The 12924-nt window shown below is 45.1% G+C and carries 9 protein-coding genes; 6 read left to right on the forward strand and 3 right to left on the reverse strand.

Translation table 11 applies throughout. The annotated features are described in order from the left end of the window. Nucleotides 1-14: 14 nt before the first annotated feature. Nucleotides 15-917 (reverse strand): bestrophin family ion channel, encoded by a 903-nt coding sequence (locus AAFP11_RS08855; RefSeq protein WP_341736713.1) that lies wholly within the window; start codon nt 915-917, stop codon nt 15-17. Between the two features lie 246 nt (nt 918-1163). On the opposite strand from AAFP11_RS08855, the gene recJ reads away from it, so the two are divergent. After that, complete coding sequence (recJ, locus tag AAFP11_RS08860; RefSeq protein ID WP_341736714.1) at nt 1164-3251, forward strand: single-stranded-DNA-specific exonuclease RecJ; 2088 nt, start codon at nt 1164-1166, stop codon at nt 3249-3251. Nucleotides 3252-3357: 106 nt separating this feature from the next. Here recJ and AAFP11_RS08865 read toward each other — a convergent pair whose 3' ends face one another. Both AAFP11_RS08865 and AAFP11_RS08870 read right to left on the reverse strand, forming a co-directional pair. Beyond that, a complete protein-coding gene (locus AAFP11_RS08865; RefSeq protein ID WP_340525940.1) occupies nt 3358-3498 on the reverse strand; it encodes a photosystem II reaction center protein Ycf12 in 141 nt (46 codons plus the stop codon). A 563-nt stretch (nt 3499-4061) separates the two neighbouring features. Further along, nucleotides 4062-5534 carry a leucyl aminopeptidase gene (locus AAFP11_RS08870; RefSeq protein ID WP_341736773.1) on the reverse strand — a complete coding sequence of 491 codons (1473 nt, stop codon included), beginning with the start codon at nt 5532-5534 and terminating at the stop codon, nt 4062-4064. A gap of 227 nt (nt 5535-5761) precedes the next feature. Here AAFP11_RS08870 and AAFP11_RS08875 point away from each other — a divergent pair, with 227 nt between their 5' ends. The 5 genes from AAFP11_RS08875 to cydB all read left to right on the forward strand — a co-directional run bounded on the left by AAFP11_RS08875 (nt 5762) and on the right by cydB (nt 12436). Next, nucleotides 5762-7963, forward strand: coding sequence for a transglycosylase SLT domain-containing protein (locus tag AAFP11_RS08875; RefSeq protein WP_341736715.1), 2202 nt, complete (start codon nt 5762-5764; stop codon nt 7961-7963). A 70-nt stretch (nt 7964-8033) separates the two neighbouring features. After that, entirely contained in the window at nt 8034-9239 is a 1206-nt protein-coding gene (locus AAFP11_RS08880) for a sulfite exporter TauE/SafE family protein (protein ID WP_341736716.1), read from the forward strand. Nucleotides 9240-9294: 55 nt separating this feature from the next. Next, on the forward strand, nt 9295-9687 hold the full coding sequence (locus AAFP11_RS08885) for a hypothetical protein (protein ID WP_341736717.1): 393 nt from the start codon (nt 9295-9297) through the stop codon (nt 9685-9687). A 284-nt stretch (nt 9688-9971) separates the two neighbouring features. Continuing rightward, nucleotides 9972-11414 (forward strand): cytochrome ubiquinol oxidase subunit I, encoded by a 1443-nt coding sequence (locus AAFP11_RS08890; RefSeq protein ID WP_341736718.1) that lies wholly within the window; start codon nt 9972-9974, stop codon nt 11412-11414. Nucleotides 11415-11422: 8 nt separating this feature from the next. Beyond that, entirely contained in the window at nt 11423-12436 is a 1014-nt protein-coding gene (gene cydB / locus AAFP11_RS08895) for a cytochrome d ubiquinol oxidase subunit II (RefSeq protein WP_341733200.1), read from the forward strand. The last annotated feature ends 488 nt before the right edge of the window (nt 12437-12924 follow it).

Raw genomic sequence — 12924 nt, forward strand, 5'->3', positions numbered from 1 at the left:
GATTGCTCTGACTACTACTTTTCCACATGATTGTGAACACTAGGAGACAAAGAAATTAAATCTTCGATATTGCGCTGAATGGTAGCACAAATATTATCCAAGGGCAAATCATTAGTATCGTGACCAAAAGGATTTTCGATTTCAATGCCGATTGCTTCGATTCCGAACAAAGTAAAACTAATTAAAGCTACTACTGGGGCCGTTCCCCAACCCAAATCTTTCACCATTTGAAATGGCAGTGCTAAGGAATAAAGTAACAATAGCTGTTTTAGATGAATCGCGTAAGCTAGAGGCATAGGGGTTCTCAAAATTCGCTCGCAACCACTCAAGGCCTCAATCATGTTATTGACTAACTGATTCATCGCAGTCAACCGATAGACATCAAGGTTATTTTTATCGTGCTGTTGGGTCAAGTAATCTGCAATCCAAAAACCAATTTCGAGTGGGGGATTGTTCATTTGTTTGAGAACTTCATACTGATATGGCAATACAAACGGCTCTATTTCTGAGTTAATTTTCTCTTGGCGTAGGTGCAACTTCAGTGCGATTGCAAAAGCAATTAATAACCGTATAGCTGACTTTTTCTCAAGGAAATCCTCCGGCTTATTGTCGCTAATAGATACCCATATTTGACGCGCCAAATTCCGAACAGCAATGATTAAAGTTCCCCAAATTCTCCTACCTTCCCAAAAGCGATCGTAAGCCGTATTTGTCCGAAAGACTAATAATAAACCGAGGACAATGCTGGGCACAACGCTAGACAAGATTGGTAAAGATACTGGAATACCAAGAGAGTACAGCAGTGAAATAAAAAAACCAAAACCAGCGCAGAGTAAAACACGGGGTAAAATTGAGGGAATGACAGACCCCCGCAACTTTAATGCAGTTTGAAACCATGGTCGTTTTTCAGCAGTCATCTAAATCTCCTCTTTAGCTAAAATCAAGAATCAGGGAATGTACGGGCTGTGTAAATGCTTGCTAGGCTTCATTTTTACCTCCCAGGGGAGTTTGAAAGTATAGCATCTAGGTAAGCAGTCTTTGAATTTTACCAAAAGACTCATCTTTAGGACAATTTTCAAATCTAAAATTTAAAATCTAAAATTGATTAATTCCGGTACTTAAATTAGCTAATATTAGCTATGTATCTTTAAACGCAATTTTCCGTGCCAGATATACCCACTTCTAATTCCTCCCATCTTCATCGGTTGCCGAACCAACGGTGGCAAATCTATGCGCCTCAACCACAGCAAGCGGAACAGTTTGCTAGAGAAATTGGTTTGTCGCCACTGTTAGCCCAGGTACTGATTAATCGGGGCATCGATACACTGACAGAAGTGCAAGGATTTGTAGAGCCGGAATCTCTGGTTTTGCCACAGCCAATGGATGAGTTTCCTGATTTGGCGGTGAGTGTGAAATTGTTGCGGGAAGCAATTGCCAAAGGAAGCAAGATTGCGATTTGTGGGGATTATGATGCTGATGGGATGACGAGCACGGCTTTGTTGCTGCGAGCTCTGAGGGCTCTGGGGGCGAAGGTGGATTATGCGATTCCGAGTCGGATGCGGGAAGGTTATGGGATTAACGATCGCATTGTAGAAGAATTTCACTCCGAAGGTGTGGCTCTCATTCTGACTGTAGATAACGGCATTGCCGCTTTGGGGCCGGTGAAAAGAGCGCGAGAACTGGGTGTAAAAGTAATTATTACAGACCATCACGATTTGCCGCCACAACTACCGCCGGCGGATGCGATTCTGAATCCGAAATTAATTGCTGAATCTTCGCCTTATCGCGGTTTAGCTGGGGTTGGTGTGGCTTATGTTTTGGCAATTTGTTTAGCTCAGAGTTTGCAGCAAGTTGGCGGGTTGGTGAATCCGCTGCTGGAGTTATTTACTTTGGGAACTATTGCGGATTTAGCGCCTTTGACTGGGGTGAATCGTCGCTGGGTGAAGCGGGGTTTGCGGCTGTTGCCTCACTCGCAATTGGCGGGGATTCAGGCTTTGATTCAGGTGGCTGGGGTGCAGCCTGGAAGTGCGGAAACTCCTTTGATTCCCAACTTTAAAAGTCCTACTCAAAATTCCTTAAAACCTGAAGATATTGGTTTTAGACTTGGACCGAGGATTAATGCTGTGGGTAGGCTGGCAGACCCTCAAATTGTGATAGAATTGTTGACTACGGACGATCGCGATTTGGCTCTGCAAAGGGCGATGGAGTGCGAACAAATTAATCAGCGCCGGCAGGAGTTGTGTATTGAAATTGAAGAGGAAGCGATCGCTTGGTGTGAGGAAAGTTCGCTGAATTTGCAGCAGGAACGGGTTTTGGTTGTGGTAAGGCCTGGTTGGCATCACGGGGTGATTGGGATTGTGGCTTCTCGGTTGGTGGAGCGTTATGGTGTGCCGGTGTTTATTGGTACTTTTGAGGATGAGGCGGATGAGGATGAGGCTAATAAGTCGAAGATTGTGCGGGGTTCGGCGAGGGGAATTCCTGAGTTTAATGTATTTGACGGGCTGAATTTTTGTGCGGATTTATTAACTAAATTTGGTGGACACAAAGCAGCGGGTGGTTTTTCTATGCCTGCGGAGAATCTGGCCAAATTCCGCAGTCAACTTGCGGTTTTTGCTAATCAATGTTTGCAGCCAGAACATCTCAAGCCGCTGGTTTCTGTGGATGTGCAAGCGGATTTATCTGAGATTAATTTGGAGCTTTATCGACAAATTGATGCTCTGGAACCTTGCGGGATTGAAAATAAGGCTCCTGTGTTTTGGACACCGAATGTTTGTATAACTGAACAGAAAATTGTTGGGAAAGGAAATCATCTGAAACTAACTGCAAGTCAAACTGGAAAAGTACCAGCCAGTTTACAGGGTATTGCTTGGCGTTGGGGTGAATATTTTCCTTTGCCTCGGTTGGTTGATATTGCTTACCGATTGCGGGAAAATTCTTTTAATGGCAAGATATCGGTGCAGTTAGAGTTGTTGGGTGTTCGACTGGCTACTGGTGAGGCGGATTCTAGGCCGTTTGTTTCGGGGAAGGCTGAGTTTGATTTTTCCGATCGCACTTATGCTTGTAGTTTATCTCGATCTGGCGATCGGACTGAGTTGAGAATTCGCAACTCCGTCGGGCAGGTGTTAGCGGTTTCGCCTGGACAAACCACTGGTTTGTTGGGTAATAGCCGGGAAAATGCTAGGGAAGTCGATTTGTCTAAACCTTTCTTTTACAGCTTGATTCAAGCTGCTAAAAATGCCCTGGGGATTTGAACGTAAACTCTAGGGGGATTTGAAAATTGGCGATCGAATTTTGAGAAATCTGAATGGTTAACAACTCAAAGCTCCCAACTCTCGATCGCCCGGTATCATACTAATCTTAGAGATCGCCGCCTCTAGCAGCCAATAGAAAAATCACGATCGGGCCAGAAAGCACGACTGCTGCGAGCAAAGCGACCTGAACAATTAGTTGGATGTTGACACTGCCAGCACCGCTGAACAGATCGGTTATAAAGTCCATGTGTCCTCCTGACTGTAGTTAGTTAGTCTAGATTGTTGAATTAGAAAATCCGTCTCTGATTTTACCGGGCGAGGGGCCCTATTTTTTAAGAAAGTTTACAAAATTCAACTTTTTAGCGATCGGCTTCATCCTCCGCCCTCAGACAAAGGGAGGGGGCTGGCGAAACGGGTATCGCCCGATCGAGCCACCAGGGCTAGATCCGGAGATCGCCATCCCAAGTTTTGACCAAAAGACGAGCGGGAAGCCCCTGATATCATTTCCGGTTACACCGTCAGGTGATGTTGACAGTTGACGGTTGACAGTTGACGGTTGACGGTTGACAGTGAACAGTGAACAGTGAACTCGAATTTACTATTCCGATGAAGAGAGGATTTGATATGACTTGAGGGATGGGATAGATTGTACGGGTTTTTTGAACACAAATAATCCGCAGCCGCCAGACAGTGCGATCGTCAATACACCACTAATTCTTGAAAATCTACCTGTTTTTTGAATCATCAAGTGTCTGCAATTTCCCTGTGGTTAATGGTGATAGGCGATCGCACTGCCCTGTATCATGGCGTTTAATTCAAGGCCCAATGCACCAGAGTCCGAACTCCAAAACCCGTAGCCCCAGGGCCGTTGTAGCCATTTTCTTTTTCAATCCAAACCGGGCCAGCAATATCTAAATGCGCCCAAGGAGTATCCTTCACAAACTGCTTTAAAAATAGAGCCGCCGTAATCGAGCCACCAGCACGAGGGCCAGTGTTTTTCATGTCAGCGTGCAAAGCTTTCAATCCCTCAAAATACTTCTCTTCCATCGGCATTCGCCAAAACTTTTCCCCAGCCATTTCTGAGGCTGCCACAATTTCGGATGCCACACTATCTTGAGGACTCCACAAACCAGCGATATCATCACCCAAAGCAATTACACAGGCACCGGTGAGAGTTGCTAAATCCACGATCGCATCCACTCCCAATTTATCAGCAAATACCAAAGCATCAGCCAGAGTTAAACGCCCTTCTGCATCGGTATTGTTAACTTCGATAGTTTTGCCATTAGAAGCTGTGAGGATGTCTCCAGGGCGCATAGCGTTGCCGCTGATCATGTTTTCAGTCACGGCACTGATAAAGTGAACTTCCACATCGGGTTTGATGTGACCGATCGCCTTGGCAGCACCCAAAGTAGCCGCCGCACCGCCCATATCGACTTTCATGATTTCAATGCCACTGCCCGTTGGTTTGATGTTCAAACCGCCGGAATCGAAAGTCAATCCTTTGCCCACAATGGCGATTTTGCGCCGCGGTTTGCCTTCTGGTTTATAAATCAGGTGAATGAATTTTGGTGGCAAGTCCGATGCTTTGGCAACGCCCAGAAATGCTCCCATACCCAGTTTTTCGCAGTCTGCTTGCTCCAATATTGTTAATTCTAAACCGCATTCAGCAGCAAGACTCTGGGCGGTTTCTGCCATGGTAATTGGGGTCACGAAATTGGCTGGGGCTGCGACTAATTCCCGTGCTAAAATGACTCCGGCAGTGATTTGTCTGGCGCGGACGATCGCACTTTCGCTACCGACAAAACCCAGCAAGTCTACTTGCTCGATCGCACCGCTTTTGTCTTCGGATTCCGACTTGAAACGGTGATCTTGATGGACGGCAAGTTCTACACCTTCGACGATCGCACTAGCTGTAGCATCCGGCGTATTTTGCCACACCGGAAAGCTAAGAGCGAGGGTTTTACATTTTTCCTTTTTCGCTAGCTTGGCACACATACCTGCTGCTTGTCGCAGAGTATCTAATTTTAAGTTTTCAGCAGAACCTAAACCGACGATCGCAATTTTACGTAGCAGACTTTTGCCCCCAACACGGGTAATGGCAATGGTACCAGCTTTGCCCTGAAAATCTGTTTCCAGTAGCAGCTCTTTCAAAGTGCCTGTAAGCTGTTCATCTAATTGTGCCAAGTCGCCGGTGAGCTCTACCGCGTCTTCAAATAGACCAATTGCCAGGGCATCTCCTGTCCACACAGAGCGGGGTGTATCGGTGACTCGAAATTCCATGTTTTGATTTGCTGTTAAGATTTTAGATTTTGATTGTACTTTGTCCTTCGTGCTTTGTCCCTTTTTATTTTTCCAAAATATATAGAGCGATCGGACAAATTCCCCAGTCCGCGTCAAAATAAATTCTGGTACTATACGGCGAAGTCTCCCTTTGCTGATGTCAGGCACCGCCGTCAATCATCTGTTTCGGGGGAGGCTAGAACCTCCTTACTTTCTTAAATTACCCCATGCTAAAGCGACGCAAAACTCAACTTTCTGTTTTAATGGGTGTTTCAATTTGCGTTATGGCGATCGGCTCTTTGCTGACTTTCGCCAAATTGATGGGTGTCGGCCCGTTCCAGAAAGCTCAACCAGCCAAGGACATAGCAAATGCCGAATCGGAAGTTAAAAGCCTGGTATCCCTGTCTGCGGTGGAGAGGGCGACGAAATTAGATGCGATCGCCACCAGTAAGTCTGCACCGACAAATCCCCAACAGCCAGTCTCCTCTCAAAGCCGCGCCCGCTACCTCCTGGCCACGGATTTAATCCAGCAAGGAAACCCTGCCAAAGCATTAAATTTATTGGACAAATTAGAGCAAGAATATCCACTTTTAGCCTCTCACATTGCCCTGAAACGGGCAGAAGCTTACCAATTAAGTGGCGATCGGGACAAAGCCGAAACAGCTTGGCAGTCACTGCTCAAAAATTATCCCAATGACCCAGTAGCTGTGGAAGCTTTATATGTTTTAGGCAAATCCAAACCAGAATATTGGCAGCAGGCAATCACTCAATTTCCCGCCCATCCCCGCAGCGTAGAAATTGCCCTGGCTAAGTTAAAAGAAAATCCCAATCAGCCACCGTTGATGCTGATAGTAGCAAAACACGGTCATTATGTCAATAATTATGGTACAATTTTAGAACAATTGGTGCAGCAAAACAGCAGCGCCTTGAAACCGGAAGATTGGGAAGAAATAGCTTTTGGCTATTGGGAAAAACAAGATTACGGCAAAGGAGCGATCGCCTACGGGAAAGCTCCCCGCACCGCCAAAAATCTTTACCGCCAAGCTCGCGGTTTGTGGCTAGACGGAAAAATACCAGAATCGAAAATTGCCTATCAAGAATTAGTCAACCAATTTCCCGATGCCGAAGATACCGGTTTAGGCTTAATCAGGCTGTCGCGCTTGAACGAACCCAAAGATGCGATCGTTTTGCTCGATCGAGTCATTAGCAACTTCCCCAATCATGCCGCCGAAGCTTTATTCGATAAATCCCAACTCCTAGACAAATTAGGCAGCGCCACCTCTGCCTCCGACACCCGCAAACTACTCTTAAAAAAATACAACAATTCCGATAAAGCAGCAGAACTGCGATGGACTGTCGCCCAGCAATTTGCCAAAGCCGGAGATCTAAATTCAGCTTGGCAATGGGCCAGAGAACTCACCACCCACAATCCAGACAGCGAACTAGCACCAGAAGCAGCATTTTGGGTAGGCAAATGGGCAAAACAAATCGGTCGGGAACAGGACGCAAAAACAGCTTTTGAATACACTATTTTACGCTATCCCGAATCCTACTTTGCATGGCGATCGGCTGTACTTCTCGGCTGGGCTGTAGGCGACTTTACCACAGTCCGAGACCTCTCTCCCAATGTAGTCCGCCCCCCTCAGCGCCTGGAACCAACCGCAGGTTCTCCAGTTTTAAAAGAACTCTATCAATTAGGTCAAGACAGAGATGCTTGGAAACTGTGGCAAATAGAATTTAAAAACCGAGTAGAACCCAGTATTTCCGAGCAATTTACCGACGGTTTAATGCGAATTGGTGTCGGAGATAACCTAGACGGTTTGTGGATGGTTGGGAGTTTGCGCAACCGGGAACAACCAGAAGAAAAAAAGGAATATTTAGCCCTGAGACAGCAGCCAAATTACTGGCAAGCATTATATCCATTTCCTTACTTACAAAATATTGTACAATGGTCTCAAGAACGCAAAATTAACCCACTTTTGGTGACATCATTAATTCGGCAAGAATCCCGATTTATGCCCAAAATTAAATCCGCAGTGGGAGCCACAGGTTTAATGCAAGTCATGCCGGAAACAGCAACCTGGGTTGCCGATAAAATTAACCTCAAAAAGTATTCATTGGAAAATGTAGACGACAATATTAAACTCGGTACATGGTATTTAGGTCACACCCACGACGAATACAAGAATAACTCAATGTTAGCTGTGGCTAGCTACAATGCTGGACCCAATGCAGTAGCAGATTGGTTGAAGAGGTTTAGTTTTAGTGACCCGGATGCTTTTGCAGACAAAATTCCGTTTCCTGAAACCAAAGGATATGTCAAATCTGTGTTTGAAAATTACTGGAATTATCTGCGAATTTACAATCCTGAAGTTAGCAAGTTAATCGCAGATAATTACGCTGCTTCTCAAACAAAAGCCAAACCTTAATCAAGGAATCATGAAGAAATTTTATGGCCCAAGGAAGAGATGAATAATTACTACTAACTACTCCCTCACCATGCTAGAGCTCCTACTAATCAGTATCTTAGGATTTATCGGCAGTTTTGGACACTGCGCTGGAATGTGTGGCCCGCTGACAGTGGCATTTTCCTTGTCCATTAACCCCAAAGATAAATTAGCTTCTTTCCGCTTTAATTTACTCTTAAATTTGGGCAGAATTTTTGCCTATGCCTTAGTTGGGGCAGCCATTGGTGGAGTAGGTTCGGTATTAATTGCTGGGGGACAAATGGCTGGGATTGGTAGCGGAGGGCGACGGGCGATCGCACTTCTTACTGGTACTATGCTAATTTGGTTTGGATTAGTACAAATTAAACCAGATTTACTGCCACGTTTGCCATTATTGCACCCAATTTCCCACCATCGCATCAGTCATGCAATGACTAAGATTTCTACTCAAAAAAGTTGGTGGATACCATGGGCTTTGGGTTTGCTTTGGGGTTTCATTCCCTGTGGTTTCCTGTATGCAGCACAAATAAAAGCCGCAGAAACCGGAAACCCAATTTTGGGCGCGACAACGATGTTGGCATTTGGAATGGGTACGCTACCAACAATGCTGGGAGTCGGGTTTTTTGCTAGTAGATTCAGCGCCCACAAACGCAGTCAACTCTTTCGCGCTGGTGGTTGGGTGACAATGGCGATCGGCATAATTACTCTGTTGCGAACCGATGAAATGGTTGATGTTACGGGCCACGCATCCCTACTATGCTTAATCCTAGCACTGATTTCCCGTCCCCTTAGTCAGTTTTTCCCCCCACTTTTGCGCTATCGTAGAGCTTTGGGTGTTGGAGGGTTTGCGATCGCCCTTGCCCACACATTTCATATGCTAGATCATACCCTGCAATGGAATTTTGACGCCCTATCTTTTATGTTGCCTCAGCATCAGTTAGGGATGATAGCTGGGATAGTGGCGCTACTGTTAATGATACCGGCGGCGGCTACAAGTTGCGATCGCCTTCAAGACTATCTAGGCAAACTATGGCGGCAAATCCACCTATTAACTATACCCGCTTTCTTGCTGTGTACCCTTCATGCAGCCCTCATCGGTTCCCACTATCTCGGCGGCTTTGAATGGAACTTGCACAATCAACTGCTGACAGCCGTGTTAGCGGTGGTTACGCTATTAGTTATGTTGGTGCGATCGCGCCTATTTTGGTCCCTCTTATCACTGGATAATTTCTATGTTTCCCCTGTCAAACAAAAGTAAAAATTTAGGATTGTTAGTTTTCTTGGGATTGCTAATTGAAGCAGGAATAGGTCCCATGCCCCCCTTAAAATTAACTTCAGTGTTAGCCCACGAAGTCGAAGTATCAGGAGATGTCGCCGCCACCTTTCACCTAGAACCAAACCACAATCCCCGCGCCGGAGAGACCGCCAAAGTCTGGTTTGCACTAACTCGCAAGGGCGGGATAATTATCCCCTTAGAGCAGTGTAATTGCAACTTAGCCGTTTATTCCCCAGGTCATAAACCAGGCGATAAACCCCTGATTGAACCCCCCTTAAAAGCAGTATCTGCCGAGCGTTACAAAGGCATTCCCGGAGCTGATATTGTATTTCCCAAGGCAGGGATTTACGAATTAGAACTGAGCGGATCGGCGAAAACAGCAGCTAATTTTAAACCCTTTAAACTGACTTATAAAATCACCGTTCGGTAAGATCGTCTCCGCATCAATCAACATAAATCTTGTAGGGGCGGGTTTTACCAACCATAATTGCCTAAAATCCCCAATCTCCTAAACCCGCCCCCACCCAACAGCAAACCCTCATCTACCTCTATATTTTAAAACCGAATAAAATACAACCCAAATATGTAGAAAACCTTAAAATTGGCTGACTCCAAAACATATCCTAAATTCTTACATTACACTGTAGTTAATGTCACTTCCCGGAATTGTGCAAACAAATCCCTATTGAACTGACCAAAGGATACAAAAAAAACATGGATATCTTATCTAACACCGTAGCCCTATCGCGAATGCAATTTGCGCTAACCGCTATATTTCATATGCTGTGGCCAGTTCTCACTACGGGAATGGGAATTTATCTGGTAATTGTTGAGGGAATATGGCTAAAAACTCGCAACCCTGACTATTACCATCATGCTCGTTTTTGGTCTCAACTCTATGTCTTAAACTTCGGCATTGGAGTAGCTTCTGGCATTCCCATGGAGTTTCAATTCGGCACAAATTGGGCACCATTTTCCGAAGCAGTTGGTGACTTTTTTGGCAGTATTTTAGGCTTTGAAGCTTCCATGGCATTTATGCTAGAAGCCGGCTTTTTAGGCATTATGCTGTTTGGTTGGGGGCGCGTTCACCCGATCGTCCACTACATTGCTACAATCATGGTAGCCTTCGGCGCAAACCTATCAACAGTCTGGATTCTCGTCGCTAACTCTTGGCTGCAAACACCCGCCGGCGGAGAAATGATTAACGGCAAGTTTGTTGTCACCGATTACTTCCAAGCAATCATGAACCCCTTCGCCTTAAACAGCATTCTCCATATGTTTTTTGCGACGCTAGAAACTTCGCTGTTTGTCATTGGAGGAATTAGCGCTTGGTACATTCTGAATCAGCGCAACGAAGCCTTTTTTTCCAAATCTTTAAAGATTGCCATAGCTACCGCCATTGCTGTTGCACCTTTACAGATATTCATCGGACATTTGAGCGCCGAACAAGTCTATCACTATCAGCCCACAAAATTAGCAGCCATCGAAGCTAAGTGGGAAACCTCCCCAGCCGGAAGTTCCGCCGATTGGACTTTAATGGCTCTTCCTAATGAAAAAGCCCAAAAAAATGACTGGGAAATTAAAGTTCCCAATGGCTTGGGATACGTTCTAGAATTCAAAGAAAAGCTCTCCGAACCAGTCCTAGGATTAAAAGAATGGCAGCCAGAAGATAGACCCAAAATGGTAGGTTTAATCTACTATTGTTTCCGCATCATGTCCGGCATTGGATTCTTCTTTGTAGGATTGATGCTGTTCAGTACAATTCAGTGGAGTCGAGGCAAACTTTCCGCTGAAAATATTAGCAGTCAACCTTGGCTAATGCGCGCTTGGGTATTAGCAGCGCCCCTAGGTTATATAGCTGTAGAATCGGGTTGGATAGTGCGCTGTGTCGGCAGACAACCTTGGGTTTTATACGGACAAATTCGCACGGCTGACGCGGTGTCAAACATCCCCGCTAGCAATGTTTTAACTTCCCTCAGTTTCTTTGCAGTTATTTACAGTTTTTTGTTTGTTTGTGCCATGTATTTTGGCAGTCGCATTATCCGCAAAGGGCCTAATTTAAATCTGCCAGTGCCTGGTTTAGACAATCAACCAGCCATCGAAACTGAACCCGCAGAACACATTCCCGATCGACGTCCCGCAGAAGCACAACAATAGGAGATTTTATGCAAGCTTTGGAGCATTTTCTCCCGCAAGTCTGGTTCGTAATTTTGGGTCTATTTCTATTACTCTACGTCATGCTAGACGGTTTTGATTTAGGAGTAGGAATCTTGTCTCTGACTGCTGATGACGATGAACGCAGGGGCATCTTAATGACAAGTTTGGGCAACGTTTGGGATGCTAACGAAACTTGGTTAGTTTTGATGGGAGGAGCTTTATTTGGGGCTTTCCCGCTAGCTTATGGCACGATTTTAACTGCCTTGTACATACCCATTTGTATGATGCTTTTTGGGTTGATATTTCGGGCTGTAGCCTTTGAATTTCGCGAGCATTCTAATCGGAAGTTATTCTGGAATTATGCCTTCGGGGCCGGTAGTTTTCTGGCTGCTTTAGCTCAAGGATTTGCCCTCGGTGCGGTGCTCGAAGGCATTGCGGTGGATGAAGCAGGTCACTTTGTGGGTACTACTTGGGATTGGCTGGATTGGCGATCGATCTTAGTGGCTTTAACCTTAGTTCAAGGTTACGTTTTGATTGGTTCTACCTATCTGATCATGAAAACAGATGGGGAACTGCAAACCACTCACTATCGCACCGCTAAAATTGCGGCCGTGACGACATTAATCGGAGCCATTTTGATTACCATCGCCACTCCCATTTTTTATGAAAGTACCAGAGCAAGATTGTTCGAGAAACCGCTAGTTTATGTCTTTGCGACAATTCCTGTGCTGGGATTGTTGCTAGTTGGACTCTTGCTAAGAAGTCTAGAAAGGAAAGAAGAACGCACGCCGTTTGTCTGGACAATTTTGATTTTTTTGCTGAGTTTTATCGGCTTGGGATTGATTGTTTTTCCGTACATAATTCCCACGCAACTCACGATTTATCAAGCGGCGGCGGCTCCCAGCGCCCTGGTATTTATGATTGTGTTTATTGGCTTTCTGATCCCGATTATGATTTTCTACAACATCTACAATTATGTGGTGTTTCGGGGTAAGGTTGCTGGTGGTCACTACGGGGAATAAAGCCGCATAAAAAAAACCGCAAATATACGCAAATATACCAGGTATAAGTAGATAATTGCCACTCTATAGCAATCCTAAATGAGTCGTAAAGTTTTTTTACCCCACCCCAACCCTCCCCTTAGTAAGGGGAGGGAGTAAGAAATTCACAAATGATTTAGGATTGCTATATATCTGCGTATACCTGCGTGTATCTGCGGTTAAAAATTATAAATTATTCTTTTCTGATACCATCACAACTTACTGGAGTTTAGACTAAAAAACGAGCACATCTAAAAGTAGCTGCTCATATTGTTACCGGAATTGATAGGACACTTTCCCTTAGTCCTGTTTGAAAAAAATCTCGGATAAAATAGTTCTTAGCTATCAATACTCTTAGCGATCGCACTTTGTATACTGCGATTGCTAAGAGTATGGATGGCTCTGCTCATGATATCATAAGACGGTGGAAGATCAAAAGAAAAATCTCAAATCAATCCCGATGGTAACTT

The sequence above is a fragment of the Microcoleus sp. CAWBG640 genome (genome assembly GCF_020883015.1).
Taxonomy (GTDB): Bacteria; Cyanobacteriota; Cyanobacteriia; order Cyanobacteriales; family Microcoleaceae; genus Microcoleus; species Microcoleus anatoxicus.